The 16,443-nt window shown below is 73.8% G+C and carries 13 protein-coding genes; 5 read left to right on the plus strand and 8 right to left on the minus strand.

Annotated features, from left to right (window positions below; translation table 11 throughout):
- Positions 1-34 precede the first annotated feature (34 nt).
- From CTKZ_RS09875 to CTKZ_RS09885, 3 genes are all read left to right on the plus strand, one after another.
- A complete protein-coding gene (locus tag CTKZ_RS09875; RefSeq protein ID WP_371852356.1) occupies positions 35-1,246 on the plus strand; it encodes a ferrochelatase in 1,212 nt (403 codons plus the stop codon).
- Positions 1,247-1,285: 39 nt separating this feature from the next.
- Positions 1,286-1,987, plus strand: coding sequence for a hydrogen peroxide-dependent heme synthase (gene hemQ, locus CTKZ_RS09880; RefSeq protein ID WP_124342792.1), 702 nt, complete (start codon positions 1,286-1,288; stop codon positions 1,985-1,987).
- A gap of 70 nt (positions 1,988-2,057) precedes the next feature.
- Entirely contained in the window at positions 2,058-2,417 is a 360-nt protein-coding gene (locus CTKZ_RS09885) for an META domain-containing protein (RefSeq protein WP_124342793.1), read from the plus strand.
- 117 nt (positions 2,418-2,534) lie between these two features.
- Here the strand turns inward: CTKZ_RS09885 and CTKZ_RS09890 are convergent, their stop codons facing one another.
- The 3 genes from CTKZ_RS09890 to CTKZ_RS09900 form a co-directional block, all read right to left on the minus strand.
- Positions 2,535-3,611, minus strand: coding sequence for an LLM class flavin-dependent oxidoreductase (locus tag CTKZ_RS09890; RefSeq protein ID WP_124342794.1), 1,077 nt, complete (start codon positions 3,609-3,611; stop codon positions 2,535-2,537).
- A 117-nt stretch (positions 3,612-3,728) separates the two neighbouring features.
- A complete protein-coding gene (locus CTKZ_RS09895) occupies positions 3,729-4,997 on the minus strand; it encodes a Glu/Leu/Phe/Val family dehydrogenase (protein ID WP_124342795.1) in 1,269 nt (422 codons plus the stop codon).
- Between the two features lie 86 nt (positions 4,998-5,083).
- Entirely contained in the window at positions 5,084-5,494 is a 411-nt protein-coding gene (locus CTKZ_RS09900) for a hypothetical protein (RefSeq protein WP_124342796.1), read from the minus strand.
- 285 nt (positions 5,495-5,779) lie between these two features.
- Between CTKZ_RS09900 and CTKZ_RS09905 the strand changes: the two genes are divergently transcribed.
- Positions 5,780-9,133: a proline dehydrogenase family protein gene (locus CTKZ_RS09905; protein WP_124342797.1), complete on the plus strand. Its 3,354-nt coding sequence runs from the start codon at positions 5,780-5,782 to the stop codon at positions 9,131-9,133.
- A 57-nt stretch (positions 9,134-9,190) separates the two neighbouring features.
- Here the strand turns inward: CTKZ_RS09905 and CTKZ_RS09910 are convergent, their stop codons facing one another.
- From CTKZ_RS09910 to CTKZ_RS09930, 5 genes are all read right to left on the minus strand, one after another.
- Complete coding sequence (locus CTKZ_RS09910; protein ID WP_124342798.1) at positions 9,191-10,234, minus strand: LacI family DNA-binding transcriptional regulator; 1,044 nt, start codon at positions 10,232-10,234, stop codon at positions 9,191-9,193.
- A gap of 142 nt (positions 10,235-10,376) precedes the next feature.
- Positions 10,377-11,291, minus strand: a complete 915-nt coding sequence (locus tag CTKZ_RS09915; protein ID WP_124342799.1) for a carbohydrate ABC transporter permease — start codon at positions 11,289-11,291, stop codon at positions 10,377-10,379.
- A complete protein-coding gene (locus CTKZ_RS09920) occupies positions 11,288-12,298 on the minus strand; it encodes a carbohydrate ABC transporter permease (protein WP_124342800.1) in 1,011 nt (336 codons plus the stop codon). The genes CTKZ_RS09915 and CTKZ_RS09920 overlap by 4 nt, the downstream gene beginning before the upstream one ends.
- An 84-nt stretch (positions 12,299-12,382) precedes the next feature.
- Entirely contained in the window at positions 12,383-13,690 is a 1,308-nt protein-coding gene (locus tag CTKZ_RS09925; RefSeq protein WP_235843425.1) for an ABC transporter substrate-binding protein, read from the minus strand.
- A 285-nt stretch (positions 13,691-13,975) separates the two neighbouring features.
- The gene (locus CTKZ_RS09930) at positions 13,976-14,497 is read right to left on the minus strand and encodes a DUF2505 domain-containing protein (protein WP_235843426.1); all 522 of its coding nucleotides are present in this window, start codon (positions 14,495-14,497) and stop codon (positions 13,976-13,978) included.
- A gap of 168 nt (positions 14,498-14,665) precedes the next feature.
- Between CTKZ_RS09930 and CTKZ_RS09935 the strand changes: the two genes are divergently transcribed.
- Complete coding sequence (locus tag CTKZ_RS09935; protein ID WP_124342801.1) at positions 14,666-16,150, plus strand: sensor histidine kinase; 1,485 nt, start codon at positions 14,666-14,668, stop codon at positions 16,148-16,150.
- Positions 16,151-16,443 lie beyond the last annotated feature (293 nt).

Here is a 16,443-nt window from a genome sequence, read left to right on the forward strand (position 1 = left end):
GTATGGGGCCCCGCCGCGGTGCGATGATCGACGGGTGGCCCCCGACACCTCGCTGAGCACCCCCGCGCCCGCTGCCGGTCCCACCGACCGCACCGCCCCCGTCCTCGCCGACGAGAACCCCGCCGCGCCGTACGACGCGCTCCTGCTGTTCTCGTTCGGCGGCCCGGACGGACCCGACGACGTGCTGCCGTTCCTGCGCAACGTCACGGCCGGCAAGGGCATCCCCGACGAGCGGCTCGCCGAGGTCGCCGAGCACTACCACCACTTCGGCGGCGCGAGCCCGATCAACGCCCAGAACCTCGCCCTCCAGAAGGCGCTCCAGGCGGAGCTCGCGCGCCGCGGCGTCGACCTGCCCGTCGTGTGGGGCAACCGCAACTGGGAGCCGTACACGCGCGACGCGCTCGCCGCGGCCCACGCGGACGGCGCCCGCCGCATCGTCGCGCTCGTGACCAGCGCCTACGCGTCGTACTCCGGCTGCCGGCAGTACCGCGAGAACCTGTGGGGCTCGCTCGACGAGCTCGCGGTCGACCTCGGCCTGGCCGACGGCGAGCACCCGCTGGTCGCCGACAAGGTCCGCCCCTACTTCAACCACCCCGGCTTCGTGCAGGCGAACGTCGATGCCGTTGCCGAGGCCTACGAGAAGATCGGCGACCCGGCGGCGCGTCTCGTGTTCGTCACGCACTCGATCCCCACGACGATGGAGGAGGCGTCGGCCGTGAGCGGCGCGACGTACAGCGCGCAGCACCTCGACGTCGCCGCGACCGTCGCCGCCGCCGTCGGCGAGCGCCTGGGCCGCCCGGTCGAGTGGGACCTCGCGTACTGCTCGCGCTCCGGCCCGCCCAGCCAGCCGTGGCTCGAGCCCGACGTCAACGACCACCTCGAGGCGCTGCACGCCCGCGGCGTGCGGTCCGTCGTCCTGTCGCCCGTCGGGTTCGTCTCCGACCACATGGAGGTCGCGTTCGACCTCGACACCGAGGCGCTCGAGACCGCGCAGGAGCTCGGCCTCACCGCCGTGCGCGCCGACTCCGTCGGCACCCGCGAGCCGTTCGTCCGCGGGCTCGTCGACCTCGTGCTCGAGCGTGCGGCGCTCGCGCGTGCGCTCGACGCCGGGGCGCCGGCGCCCGAGGGCACCACCGTCGGCAGCCTGCCCGCCTGGCGCGACGTGTGCCGCCCCGGCTGCTGCCGGCAGCGCGCGGGCGTCGACTCCGGCATCCCCGCCGCCTGCTCGACCGACCCCTGGTCCTGACCCCTCAGTCCTGACCCTCAGTCCCGGAAGGACGACCACGTGAGCCACGCCAGCCCCGACGCCGAGGCCCTCAACGCCACGGTCCGCTACACGATGTGGACCGTCTTCGCGCTCGAGGAGGTCCTGCCCGAGGACGACGCGGAGCGCGCGCAGCTCATCGCCGCCGCGCAGGACGCGGTCGCGGCCGACGGCCTCGTCGTGCGCGGCTGGTACGACGTCGCGGGCCTGCGTGCCGACGCCGACCTCATGGTCTGGTGGCACGCCGAGACCGTCGAGGAGGTGCAGGGCGCCTACCAACGGCTGCGCGCGAGCGACCTCGGCCGTCACCTGCTGCCCGTGTGGTCCGTCGTCGGCCTGCACCGCCCCGCCGAGTTCAACCGGTCCCACGTCCCCGCGTTCCTCGCGGGCGAGGACGCCGGCGACTACCTGTGCGTCTACCCGTTCGTCCGGTCCTACGACTGGTACGTGCTGCCCGACGACGACCGCCGCCGCATGCTCGTCGAGCACGGGCACGCCGCGCGCGACTACGCGGACGTGCGCGCGAACACCGTCTCCGCGTTCGCGCTCGGCGACTACGAGTGGATCCTCGCGTTCGAGGCCGGCGAGCTGCACCGCATCGTCGACCTCATGCGCGACCTGCGGGCGACCGAGGCGCGGCTCCACGTCCGCGAGGAGGTGCCGTTCTACACCGGCCCCCGCACCACGCTCGAGGCATGGGCGGACCGCCAGCCGCGCGGCTGACCCCCGCTCGCGTCCGCGTGACCGGCGCCCGTCCCTCCCCGGGGACGGGCGCCGGTGCCATGATCGGGACATGGCGACCCTCCAGGGCACGTGGCGGTTCGAGACGCTCGGCGGCGCACCGCTGCCCGACGAGGTGCGGCACGCACCGTGGCTCACGTTCGACGGCGACGGGCAGGTCTACGGGCTCGCGGGCGTCAACCGGGTCCGCGGGACGTGGCAGCTCGAGGGGTCGCGCCTGACCTTCGGACCCGTCGTCTCGACGCTCATGGCCGGTCCTGACGACGCGATGGCGTGCGAGCGTCAGGTCGTCGAGCTGCTCAACAGCGCGCTCGACGTCCAGGCCGACGGCGACCGGCTCGAGCTGCGGCTCGACGGGACGTCCGGCGCGACGCTCGTGCGCGACGACCACGCGGGCGACACGCCAGTCTGACCCGGGCGTCGGCGTCCACCTCTCGACCCCGACCGGCAGCGTGACACCGGCCCGCGGCCGCGCGCGTCGGGCAGCGCCCGTCGCCACGGCGCTCGGCCCTGCGGCCCGTCGGGCTCGTCAGGCGGCGGTGCTCCCGAGGCCCGGCCAGCGGGCCGCGAGCTCGGTGAGCGTGCGCTCGCGGTCCGCGACGTCGTAGGCCGTGCCCGTCACCATGAGCTCGTCCGCGCCGGTACGCGTGGCGAGCGCCGCGAGCTCCTCGACGGCACGGTCCGGCGTCGTCGCGACCTGCGTGCCCGGCGACTGCGCGAAGAACTCCTCGGCCGCGCGAGGGTCGAGCCCGGCCAGCATGCGGGCGGCCTCGTCCGGCGTGACGACGGGAGCGAGCGGCCGGCCGGTACGCAGGGCGAGCGTCATGACCCGGCTGGGACCGGCGAGGTGCTGCGCCTCCTCCTCGGTGTCCGCGACGAGGACCGACACGGACACCATGAGCCGCGGCTCGGCGAGCAGCGGCGACGGGCGGAACGCGTCGCGGTACGTCTGCGCGGCCTGCGCGGTGCGGCCCGTCGCGAAGTGGTGCGCGTAGCTGTACGGCAGGCCCAGCTCGCCCGCGAGCTGCGCGGAGAACAGGCTCGACCCGAGCAGCCAGGGCTCCGGGCTCGACGTCGCGGCGGGCGTCGCGGTCAGGCGGCGCGCCGCTGCGGACGGCGCGACCGAGCCGAGCGGGACGCCGAGCATCGCCAGGACGTCCACCAGCTCGGCCGGGAAGTCCTCCGCGCCCAGGCCGTCGACGGTCCGGCGCAGCGCCGCCGCCGTGGCCGGGTCGGCGCCCGGAGCGCGTCCGATGCCCAGGTCGACGCGGCCCGGGTGCAGCGCCTCGAGCATCGCGAACTGCTCCGCGACGACGAGCGCGGGGTGGTTCGGCAGCATGACGCCGCCCGACCCGACGCGGATCGACACGGTCGCGGCCGCGAGGTGCGCGAGCAGGACGCCGGGCGACGTCGAGGCCACCATCGGCATCGCGTGGTGCTCCGCGACCCAGAACCGGCGGTAGCCGAGCGCGTCGGCGGCCCGCGCGAGGCGGGTCGTCGCAGCGAGCGCGTCGGCGCTGGTCTGGCCCGCGCTGAGCGGGGCGGTGTCGAGGACGGAGAGCGGGATGGTCACGTCGAGGGCAACGCCGGACCGGGCCGTCGTCATCCCGCGCACGTGCGACCGTGACGCGACGCACGCCGCGCCTCGTCACGCCCGCCGACGCCGCCCGTCAGCCGGTGCGGGCGGCGTCGGTCGGGTTTCCGTCGGGGGTTCGGGGTTCCGTCAGGGGTACAGCCCGCGGATCTTGTGCGCCTCTGCGACCCGCCGGACCCCGATCGTCAGCGCCGCGTCGCGCAGCGACACCCCCTCGGCGTGCGCGAGCGACGCGACGGCCCGGTAGGACGCGAGCATCCGGTGCTCGAGCCGCTCCGCGATCTCGTTCTCCGTCCACCAGTAGGCCTGGTTCGCCTGCACCCACTCGAAGTACGACACGACGACACCGCCCGCGTTCGCGAGGATGTCCGGCACCACGACGACGCCGCGCTCGGCCAGGGCCGCGTCGCCCTCGGTCGTCGTCGGGCCGTTGGCGCCCTCGACCACCCAGCGCGCCTTGACCTGGCGCGCGGTGTCCGCGTCGATCACGCCCTCGACGGCTGCCGGGATGAGCACGTCCACGTCGAGGGACAGCAGCTCGGCGTTGTCCACGGGATCGCCGCCCTCGAACTCGTGCACGGCCCCGCCCGCCGCGACGTGCCGCAGCAGCGCGGGCACGTCGAGCCCGTCGGACGACCGCACGCCGCCGTGCTCGTCGCTCACGGCCACGACGCGTGCGCCCGACTCCGCGAGGATCCGCGCCGCGGGCGCGCCGACCTTGCCGAAGCCCTGCACGGCGACCGACACCTCGTCGAGCCGCACGCCCGCGTCGCCGAGCGCGGCCTCGGCCGCGTGCACCACGCCGCGCGACGTCGCCGTCGGACGCCCGAGCGACCCGCCGACCGTGAGCGGCTTGCCCGTCGTCACCGCGGGGATCGTGTACCCCAGGTTGACCGAGTACGTGTCCATGATCCAGGCCATGGTCTGCTCGTTCGTGCCGATGTCGGGCGCCATGATGTCCCGCTCGGGGCCGATGATCGGCATGATCTCGCTCGTGTAGCGCCGTGTGACGCGCTCGAGCTCCGACTGCGAGTACAGCCGTGGGTCGATCGTCACGCCGCCCTTCGCGCCGCCGTACGGCACGTCGACGACCGCGCACTTCCAGGTCATCCACATCGCGAGGGCCCGGACCTCGTCCGGGTCGACGGACGCCGAGTAGCGCAGGCCGCCCTTGCCGGGTCCGCGCGAGATGTTGTGCTGCACGCGGTAGCCCGTGAAGAGCTCGATCTCCCCGGTGTCCCGACGCAGGGGCACGGCCACGTTCATCTCGCGACGTGGCGTCGCGAGCATCCGGTGCATGCCCTCGTCGTAGCCGAGGATCTGGACGGCGTCCGCGAGCTGGGCCTGCGCGGTCGCCAGCGGGGACGAGGGACGGGGCGTCGTTGCCGAGTCGGTCACGTGCCCACCATGCCACCGCCGGCTGTGCGCGCCACCGCGGCGCACGGACGGATCACCCGCCCGGTCACCCGGGTGCCGGGCCGGGGTCAGCAGAGCTGGGCGTCCGCCATCGGCTTGAGCACCGAGCCGCCCAGGTGCCGCGAGTGCCGCGCCGGGACCAGCACGCACGTGCCGAACGAGCCGTTGCTGTAGCGGCCCTTGACGAACACGTCCGTGTCCCGGCAGTTCACCGACCGCACCGTGTACGGCGTCGGCTTGAAGACGTACACGCCGCCGAGCGCTGGCCCGCAGAACGCCTCCGCGTCCTCGATGGTCGCGAGGATGCCGACCGTGCCGTCGTCGGTCACGCCCGGCGGCGGGGTGAGCGTCGTCGACATCTCCGGGTCGTCGGTGACCGCCCCGAGCGCGGGTGCGGCCACCAGGACGCCGCCGGTCGCGACGGCCAGGCCGGCGGCGGCGCGGACGAGACGGGCGCGGACGAGACGACGGACGAGCATGCTGCCCCCTGGACGGGTCGACGACGGTGTCGGGCGTCCGACGCGGCGGACGGGCCCAGGATGGTCGGCGGCCCGACTCCAGGCAAACCTGCGCCGCGGCGCGTCGCCGCACGTCGTCGGGCCGCGCCGCGCCCTCGCCCGGACGACGGTGCAGGTCGCGCACGGCGTGGTCGCACGGCGCGGTCGCGCCCGCTGGCCCAGACTGTGAGACGTGCCGGACGCACCACCCCACGCGCCCGGCCGTGGCCACCCACCCGTGGCCGCACGCGACGAGAGCGAGGTGCGATGGCGACGCCACCGGACGACCGACCCGCACGGCACGACGTCCCCGAGCCCGGCGGGTCCCGCCCCGGTGCCGGACTCGAGCCGCCCGACCTCGTCGAGGACGCGGTGCGGCTCGCGCGGCAGTGGCTCGACCGCACGTCCGCCGACGAGACGCGTCGCGAGCGCGCCACCACGCGGCGGCTCGCCGCACTCGTGGGGTCCCCGGCCGGTCTCGAGCTCGCCGTCCGGTTCGTCGACCGCGTCGCCCGGCCGCGGGACCTCCACGTCGCCGCGCGCGAGCTCGCCGCGCTCGCGCAGACCGCGCACGCCGCCGACTTCCTCGGGCCCGTCGACCGCGCGATGCTCGCGACGGGGACGCGCGTCGCGACGGTCCTGCCCGGCGTCGTCGTGCCCGCCGCACGCGAACGGCTGCGCTCGCTCGTCGGCCACCTCGTCGTCGACGAGGCCGCGCTGGGCCGGCACCTGGCCGGCACACGCGCCGCCGGGTACCGGCTCAACCTCAACCTGCTCGGCGAGGCCGTGCTGGGCGAGCACGAGGCCGCCGCGCGGCTGGCCCGCGTCCGGGCGCTCGTCGAGCGGGACGACGTCGACTACGTGTCCGTCAAGGTGTCCGCCGTCGCGAGCCAGCTGTCCACCTGGGACACCGAGGGCAGCGCCGACCGTGTCGTCGAGCGCCTCCTGCCGCTCTACGAGGCCGCCGCGGAGCACGGCACGTTCGTCAACCTCGACATGGAGGAGTACCGCGACCTCGCGCTGACCGTGCGGGTCTTCGAGCAGCTCGCCGCGCACCCGCCGCTGCGCGGTGCGTCGTCCGGCATCGCCCTGCAGGCCTACCTGCCGGACGCCGCCGACGCGTACGACGAGATCGCCGGCATCGCCGCCCGGCGGGCCGACGCCGGGGGAGCGCGGCTCAAGGTCCGGCTCGTCAAGGGCGCGAACCTCGCGATGGAGCGCGTCGAGGCCGAGCTGCACGGCTGGGACCAGGCGCCGTACCCGTCGAAGGCGCTCGTCGACGCCGCCTACCTGCGACTCGTGGACCGCGCGCTCGACCCGTCGCGGACGCGCGCGCTGCGCGTCGGCGTCGCGAGCCACAACGTCTACCACGTCGCCGTCGCCCACCTGCTGGCCCAGGCGCGCGGCGTCTCCGAGGCGCTCGACGTCGAGATGCTGCAGGGCATGGCGCCCGCGCAGGCCCGCGCCGTGCGTGACGACGTCGGCAGCGTCCTGCTCTACACGCCCGTCGTCGCCCGCAGCGAGTTCGACGTCGCTGTCTCCTACCTCGTGCGCCGCCTCGAGGAGAACGCCGCGGGGGAGAACTTCCTGCACGCCGCGTTCGCCGGCGGCGACGACGCGATGGACGCGCAGGAGGCGGCGTTCCGCACCGCGTGGGCGGGGCGCGAGGAGCCGAGCACGGCGCCGCGCCGCATCGCCCGGGTGCCGTCCCCAGACGGACCCGGCTTCGACAACGCGGCGGACACCGACCCGGCCGCGGCCGAGGCCCGGGTCTGGGCGCGCGGCCTGGTCGCACGCAACGTCCCGCCGCCGCCCGGGGCCGTCCAGGTCGCGACGACCGACGACGTCGACGCGGTCGTCGCCCGGGCCGTCGCCGCGGCTTCCGCGTGGGCCGCGACGCCGCCGACCCGTCGCGCGGCCGCCCTGCGCACCGCCGCGATCGCTCTCGAGCAGGCACGGGGCGACCTCGTCGCGACCATGGTGCACGAGGCGTCGAAGACCGTCGGCGAGGCCGACCCCGAGGTGAGCGAGGCCGTCGACTTCGCGCGCTACTACGCCGACCGTGCCGAGGAGCTCGCCGACGGGACCGTGCCCGGTGCCGTGCACCGGCCGTCCGGCGTGACCGTCGTGACGCCGCCGTGGAACTTCCCCGTCGCGATCCCCGTCGGGTCGGTGCTCGCGTCCCTCGCCGCCGGCAGCCCCGTGCTGATCAAGCCCGCGCCGGCGACGCCCCGCAGCGCGCAGGTCGCGATGGCCGCGATCCGACGGGCCCTCGACGACGCGGGCGCGCCCACCGGGACGCTCACCGTCGTCCTCAGCCCCGAGGGTGACGTCGGCAGGCGGCTCGTCACGCACCCCGACGTCGCCCGCGTCGTCCTCACCGGCTCGATCGAGACCGCACGCCTGTTCGCCGGCTGGCGCGACGACCTCGACGTCCTCGCCGAGACCTCCGGCAAGAACGCCCTGGTCATCACGCCGTCCGCGGACGTCGACCTCGCCGTCGCCGACCTCGTGAAGTCCGCGTTCGGGCACGCCGGGCAGAAGTGCTCCGCTGCCTCGCTCGCGATCCTCGTCGGGTCCGCGGGCACCGACGACCGGCTGCGGCGGCAGCTCGCCGACGCCGTGGCGTCCCTGCGCGTCGGGCACAGCGACGACCTCGCCACGAGCGTGCCGCCCCTCGTCGAGCCCGCGTCGGGCAAGCTGCTGCGCGCGCTCACGACGCTCGACGCGGGGGAGGAGTGGCTCGTCGCGCCCCGACCGCTGGACGTCTCCGGACGGCTCTGGACGCCCGGCGTGCGGCACGGGGTCGCGCCCGGGTCGTGGTTCCACACCACCGAGTGCTTCGGTCCGGTCCTCGGCATCATGCGTGCGCGCACGCTCGACGAGGCGATCGCGTGGCAGAACGCCGTCGCGTTCGGCCTCACGGGCGGCCTGCACTCGCTCGACGAGGACGAGGTCACGACCTGGCTCGACCGCGTCGAGGTCGGCAACGCCTACGTCAACCGCGGCACGACCGGCGCGATCGTCCGGCGGCAGCCGTTCGGCGGCTGGAAGGCGTCCGTCGTCGGACCGGGCGCCAAGGCCGGCGGGCCGCACTACGTCGCGCAGCTCGGCACCTGGTCCGACGCGCCCGACGTCCCCACCGACGACGCCGCGTGGCTCGAGTGGGCGCGGTCCGACGACCGTCGCGCGTGGGACGAGACGTTCGCCCGCGAGCACGACCCGAGCGGCCTCGCCGTCGAGCAGAACGTCCTCCGGTACCGCGCGGTGCCGGCCTTGACCGTCCGGGTGGGGGACGACGCCCGGCCGGTGGCCGTCCAGCGCGTCCTGCACGCGGCCGCGACCGCGGGCGTCCCGACGACGGTGAGCGACGTCGCCGCCGAGCCCCACGACGCGTTCGCCGAGCGTGTGGCGTCCGGCGCGGTGTCCGGTCGCGTGCGTGTGGTCGGCCGGGGACCGGGACTCCGGGCGGCCGCTGCAGCCCGGGCGGGGGAGGTGACCGTGCTCGACGCGCCGGTCCTCGCGTCCGCGGCGCGCGAGCTGCTCACCGTCGTCCGCGAGCAGGCCGTCAGCCGCACGCGCCACCGCTTCGGGCACCTCCCGCCGACGCCGCCGTCCTGACGCGGTGCCGCTGGGACGTCGGGCGGACGCGCAGACCTGCGCGGTGCCGCCGGGACGTCAGGCGGAGGCTCGGATGACGATCTCGGGCGCGAAGATCAACGGCTCGGACGGCGCAGGCACGCCCGCGAGCTGGTCGAGCAGCCGTGCGCCCGCGGCGCGCGCCATCGCGACGACGGGCTGCACGACGGTCGTGAGCGGCGGCGTCGTCGACGCGGCCACACCGAGGTTGTCGTACCCCACGACGGCGACGTCCCCGGGCACGTCCTTGCCGTGCTCGGTGAGGACGCCGAGCGCCCCGGCTGCCATGAGGTCCGACGCGATGAAGATCGCGTCGAGGTCGGGGTGCCGCGCGAGCAGCTCGCGGGCCGCGATCGCCCCCGACGCGATGGTGAAGTCGCCGTAGACGATGGCGTCCTGCGGCAGGCCCGCGGCGGACATCGCGTCACGCCAGCCGGCGAGACGGTCGATGCCGGCCGACATGTCCTCGGGGCCGGCGATCGTGCCGATGCGGCGTCGACCGAGGTCGATGAGGTGCTGCGTCGCCAGACGCCCGCCCTCGTGGTTGTCGGTGTCGACGTACTGCACGTCGCGCTCGTCCGCGGACAGCGGTCGGCCGACGAAGACGTTGGGGACGCGCGAGGCGAGCAGCGTCCGGTCGAGCTCGTCGTCGCGGTGGTGCGACACGACGATCGCGCCGTCGACGTGCCCGTTGCGCAGGTAGCGCACGGTCCGCTCGCTCTCGCCGGGGCGGGCGATGACGAGGACGACCTGGATGTCGGAGTCGGCGAGCGAGCTCGACAGGCCGTTGAGGGTGCCCGCGAAGAACGGGTCGGACAGCACGCGCTCGTCGGGCTCGGGGACGACGAGCGCGATGGAGTCGGTGCGCTTGGTGACGAGCGAGCGCGCGGCGCGGTTCGGGGTGTAGCCCAGGTCGGCGACGGCGGCCTCGACGGAGGCCAGGGCCTCGGGGGACACGCGCAGGCCACCGTTGATGGCGCGCGACGCGGTGGAGCGTGACACTCCGGCGCGCTCGGCGACCTGCTCGAGCGTCGGCGCCGGGGGACGGGCGGGCTCCGTGCGGGCGGGGATGTTGTCGACCACCGTTGGTCTTCCCTCCTGTGGCTGCCGGGGCAGCGATGACGTGCTGACGACAGGAGGGCGGGGTGGGGGCCACCCCGCCCTCCTGTCCGTCGGTGCCCTCCCCGGTGCGGGGTCGGGCGACCGATGGAGCTCGGGCGTGCCGTCAGCCCTTGACGGCACCCTGCATGATGCCCGCCACCAGCTGACGGCCGGCGATGAAGAACATCACGATCAGCGGGATCACGGACAGCGTGACACCCGCCATGATCAGCGACATGTCCTTGAAGTAGGACGCCTGGAGCAGCTGCACGGCCACGGGGAGCGTCGGGTTCGCCGGGCCGAGGAAGATGAACGGACCGAAGAAGGACGTCCACGAGCCGACGAACGCGAACAGGCCGAGCATGAACGCCGCCGGGCGAGCCGCGGGGAGCGCGACGTGCCAGAACGTCCGGATCATCGACGCGCCGTCCACGCGGGCGGCCTCGATGAGCTCGTAGGGCAGCGCCGACTCGAGGTACTGGGTCATCCAGAACACGCCGAACGCCGTGACCAGGCCGGGCACGATGATCGAGGTCAGCTGACCCACCCAGCCGAGCTTCGACATGAGGATGAACAGCGGGACCACGCCGAGCTGCGTCGGGACGGCCGTCGTCGCGATGACGAACACGAGGAGCGGCGCGCGACCGCGGAACCGCAGCTTCGAGAAGGAGAAGCCGGCCAGCGTCGAGAACAGCACGACCGACACCGACGTGATGACGGCGACGATGATCGAGTTGCCGAGCGCCGTCCAGAACTGGATGTCCGAGGACAGGACGCGGTTGACGTTGTCCCAGAAGTGCCCCTGCGGGATGAGCGAGGGGATCGGGTTCTGCGCGATGTCCTGCGCCGTCGACGACGCGAAGAGGAACGCGTAGTAGAGCGGCAGGGCCGACGCGAGGACCGCGACGGTCAGCAAGACGTAGGTGACCCCGCCCGGCCGACGGTCCGCGCCCTGGGCGACGCTGCGCCTGCGCGCGGCGGCCCGAGCGGCACCCTTGCCCGCGGTCTGCGAGATGACGGGGACGGAGGGGGCGCTCATCGCCGGACCTTCTTTCGGGACTTCGACGCGTTGTCGGAGGCGATCCGCTTCGTCAGGGAGAAGTTGACCAGGCCGACGATGACGATGATGAGGAACAGGATCCAGGCGACTGCGGCAGCGCGGCCGAAGCTCTTCTGGTTGCCCCAGCCGACCTCGTAGATGTACATCGTCGCGGTCATCCACTGGCGGCTCGGGCCACCCTGGCCGAGCTGGTCGAACAGGCGCGGCTCGTCGAAGATCTGGAGGCCACCGATGGTGGACGTGATGACGACGAAGATGATCGTCGGGCGCAGCATCGGCACGGTGATCGAGAAGAACTGGCGGACGCGCGAGGCGCCGTCGATGACCGCGGCCTCGTACAGGTCGCGCGGGATCGCCTGCATGGCCGCCAGGAGGATCAGCGTGTTGTAGCCGGTCCAGCGGAAGTTGACCATGGTCGCGATCGCGACGTGGCTCGGGAACACCTGCGAGTGCCACCCGATCGGGTTGAGCCCGATGTCCTTGAGGATCGTGTTGATGATGCCGGTCTGGTCCGCGAAGAGGCGGCCGAAGATGAGGGAGACGGCCACGGGGGCGACGACGTAGGGGAGCAGGACGCCCATGCGCCAGAACGTCTTGGCGCGCAGGTTCGCGTCGAGGAGCGCGGCCAGGACGATCGCGATCATCAGCTGCGGGATCGTCGAGATCAGGAAGATCGAGAAGGTGTTGCGGATGCCCTTCCAGAAGTTCGGCTCCTGGAGGACGTACGCGAAGTTCTCCAGGCCGACGAAGTCACCCTGGCCCGCGATGAGGTGCCAGTCGTGCATCGACACCCACGCCGTGTAGATCAGGGGGAAGAGGCCCGTGACCCCGAAGAGGATGAAGAACGGGGAGATGTAGAGGTACGGGGAGAGCTTGACGTCCCAGCGACCGAGGTTCTGGCTGAAGCCGACCCGACGGGGTGCCCTCGGAGGGGTGCTGCTGGCGGCGCGCCGGTCGAGTCTCGGCGGCGTGGTGGAGGTGGCCATCGATAGTCCTTCGGTGCTGTTGGGGCGAAGCCTACGCGGCGGAGGCCGGGCCGATGGAGGTCCATCGGCCCGGCCTCGTCAGCGTCAGCCCAGAGCCGAGACGGCCTGGATGGCCGCGTCCCACTGCTCGGCCGGGTTGCCGCCGTTGACGTCGACCTCGACCAGCGCGTTGTTGAACGCGTCGTTCACGGCGAAGAAGTTCGGGCCCTTGTAGACCGTCGTGATGCCCTTCGCGCGGTTCGCGAGGATCTCACCGGCGGGGGCGTTGTTGAAGAACTCGTTCGTCGAGGAGAGGAGCTCGTCCGACTCGAGAGCCTCGAGCTGGCTCGGGAAGGTGCCCTTGTCGGCGTAGGCCTTGAGCTGCTGCTCGGGAGCCGTCAGCCACGCGGCGAGCTCCTTCGCCTCCTCCGTGTGCGCACCCTGCTCGGGCACCGTCAGGAAGGAACCGCCCCAGTTGCCGGCACCGCCGGGGAAGACGTCGGCGATGTCCCAGCCGGTCACGCCGGCCGAGTTGTTCTCGATGACGCCGAGCATCCAGCCCGGGGCGAGCATCGTCGCGAACGCGTTGTCCGGGCTCTGGAACGCGGCGTTCCAGTCGTCGCTCCACTGCTGGAGGTGCGCCGACAGGTTGTCCGTGGCCGCAGCCTGGACGACCTGGTCGTAGATCTCCTTGATGCGCGGGTTGTCAGCCGCGGTCACCGTGTTGTCGGAGGGGTCCTCGTAGGGGGCCTCCTCCTGGTTGATCATGCCCTGCCAGATGGCGCCGGCCGAGTCGAACCACGGCTTGCCCGTCGCGTCGACGTACTGCTTGCCGACCTTGAAGTACTGGTCCCAGCCGCCGCCGTTCTCGGAGAGCAGCGCGGCGACCTCGGCGCGGTCCGTCGGCAGGCCGGCGGCGGCGAACAGGTCGGAGCGGTACGCGATGGCCTCGGGGCCGATGTCGGTGCCGTAGCCGATGAGCTTGCCGTCGGCCGTCGTGGCCTGCGCGGCCTTCCAGTCGAGCCAGCGGCCCTCGACGTCGGCGGAGTTCAGGTCCACGAACTTGTCCGGGTACTGCAGGAGCTCGGGGAGCCAGTCGACCTCGATGGCCTCGATGTCCGACAGGCCGGAGCCCGCGGCGAGACGCGTGTTGAGGTTCTCGCGGGCCTCGTTCGAGGTCGCGGCCTTCTTGTGCTCGATCGTGACGCCGGGGTGCGAGGCCTCGTACTCCGCGAAGAGCTCGTCGGTGTAGCCGAACTCGTTGAACGTCGCGACCGTGAGGGTGATGTTGCCGCCCTCAGTGCCCTCGTCGTCCGAGTTGTCACCCGAGTTCGAGGAGCAGGCGGTGGCGAGGAGGGCGATGCCCGTGACCCCGGCCGCAGCCGCCCACATCTTGCGTGTGGTCTTGCGCACTATGACTCCCTTGTCAGTCGGACGGCGTCCTCGCCGTACCCCTGGGGCATCCTCGGACCGTCTGCCGCAGGGGGCGCTGACGGGCGTCGGACGTGGGTCTGGTGGACCCCGCGCAGGACCGTCCTTCCGCAGAATGTAGGAGCGTTCCCACGCGCTGCATGAACTGTCGCCCGCTGCTGGTTGAGTGTCAAGGACGTGCGCGGCCGAAACATGTGTGGTAGCGATCCCACACCCGCGTTTGCGCAGGTCAGCGGCCTGCTGACCCCGCTCCGTGTTACCGAATCGTTACGGCTGCTCGGCCCGTCCGTGATCTGCGATCCACCGTTCGGCGACCTGCTGCTCGACCCCCAGAGCACCACGAATCGCCCGGGCCGCCGCCTCCTCCACCGCGGACCCGAACAACGGGATCTGCGCCTGCAGGTCGCCGTCGTACACGAGGCGGCTGGCGGCCGGTCCCACGGGCTGCAGCGAGCAGCGCCCGGTGAGCCGCACGGGCGCGCCCGCGATCTCGACCACGACCGTCCCTGCGCGCCCGCCGTCAGGCTGCGGCGCCTCCCACGCCTCGACCAGCCGGACGTCGATGCGGTTGCCGACGAACCCGCGCACCTGTGCGGGGATCTGGTCCGAGGGCAGCGCGCGCCGCGTCGCGACGGTGAAGGCCTCGTCGGCCGTGCCCGTGACGTCGACCTGGTGCTCGATCGCGCCGCTCGCGACCACCTTCTGCTCGACGTAGCGCGGGTCGGCCAGCATGTGTCCCGCGGACGTCGCGTCCGTGGCCAGGTCGAGCGTGACGCTCAGGTGCAGCACCGTGGTCCTCCCCGTCCGTGATGGGCCGCCTCGGCGGCCGGCGACGGGCGTGCGGCCGCGTCGCGTCGTGTGCTGGAAGGCTAGTCGCCCCGTCGCCCGGCGGCGCGGAGGGCGCACCCGTGGGCACCGACGCGTCTCGGGTCCTTCGGCGGCACCTACCCTGGAGTCGTGTCCACGCTGAGCACGCTCGTCGCCCGCCACGCCACGCTCGACGTCGCCGACCTCGAGTGGCTGCACCTGCTCGTCGGGGACTGGCAGGTCGTGTCCGACCTCGCGTTCGCCGACCTCGTGCTGTGGCTCCCCACCGCCGACGACGACTTCGTCGCGGTCGCGCAGTGCCGCCCGTCGACCGGCGCGACCGTGCACTACGACGACGTCGTCGGGTCGCTCGCCCCCGAGGGCCAGCGACCGCAGCTGCGCCGTGCGCTCGAGGAGCGGGCCCCGCAGCGCTCGCGCGAGCCCCGCTGGTTCGGCTCGTACGCGGTCCGCGAGGAGGCCGTGCCCGTCGTGCGGCGCGGGCGCGCGATCGCCGTGATCGCACGCCAGACGAACCTCGGCGGTGCCCGCACGCCCAGCCGGCTCGAGCTGAACTACGTCGAGGCCGCCGACGAGATCTTCGGCATGATCGCGCGCGGCGAGTTCCCCGCGACCGACGCACCCACGGGTCCGCGTCGAGGCGCCCCCCGCGTCGGCGACGGCCTCGTGCGCCTCAACTCCGAGGGCGAGGTCCTCTATGCGAGCCCCAACGCGCTCTCGTGCTTCCACCGGCTCGGCGCGCTCGGCGACCTCGTGGGCCGCTCGCTCGTCGAGGTGACCGCCGACCTCGTCGAGCAGAGCGCGACGGTCGACGAGTCGATGCCGCTCGTGCTCATGGGGCGGGCGCCGTGGCGTACCGACGTCGAGGCGCGCGGTGTCGCGCTCTCGCTGCGTGCCGTGCCGCTGACCGAGCACGGGCAGCGGCTCGGCGCCGTGCTCCTGTGCCGCGACGTCTCCGAGCTCCGGCGGCGCGAGCGCGAGCTCATCACCAAGGACGCGACGATCCGCGAGATCCACCACCGCGTGAAGAACAACCTGCAGACCGTCGCCGCCCTCCTGCGGCTGCAGTCCCGGCGCATGAGCTCGCCCGAGGCCAAGGAGGCGCTCGGCGAGGCGATGCGCCGCGTCGCGACGATCGCGCTCGTCCACGAGACGCTCTCGCAGACGCTCGACGAGAGCGTCCCGTTCGACGACCTCGTGGGTCGCAGCCTGCGTCTGGCGGCCGACGTGGCGACCGCGGGCGCGCACGTGCGGACCGTCGTCAAGGGCTCGTTCGGGTCGGTCCCCGCCGAGGACGCGACCGCGCTCGCCCTCGTGCTCACCGAGCTCGTCACCAACGCGGTCGAGCACGGCTTCGACGGGCGGGAGTCCGGGACGGTCGAGATCGTCGTCGACCGCGACGGTGACGACCTGCGCGTCGAGGTCGCCGACGACGGTGCCGGCCTGCCGCCCGACCGCGGCGCCGGCACGGGCCTGGGCACGCAGATCGTCTCGACCCTCGTCACGAACGAGATGGGCGGCACCATCGCGTGGGGAGCGCGTGACGGCGGTGGCACGTCCGTGGTCATCGAGGCGCGGCTGCGGCACGGCCGGGACGGCGCGGCAGTCGTCCCCTGAGCCGGGTCCCGCGGGTGCTCCGCGGGGATCGCGAGCCGCTCGCACCCTGCGGAGCGTGACCCACGCGCTGGACGGATGGCCGACGAGCGGCTCGTACCCGGCGCTCGTGACCGACGCGCGGGGCGGCGGATCGACGAGCAGTCCGGACCGCGACGTGGCGTGAGCGACGCGCGGTTGCGGACAGGCGACGAGCCGGCCGGACCGGGACGTGGCGCGAGCGACGTGCGGACAGGCGACGAGCCGGCCGGACCGGGACGTGGCGCGAGCGACGTGCGGACAGGCGACGAGCCGGC

It is taken from the genome of Cellulomonas algicola, from assembly GCF_003851725.1.
Classification (GTDB): Bacteria; Actinomycetota; Actinomycetes; order Actinomycetales; family Cellulomonadaceae; genus Cellulomonas; species Cellulomonas algicola.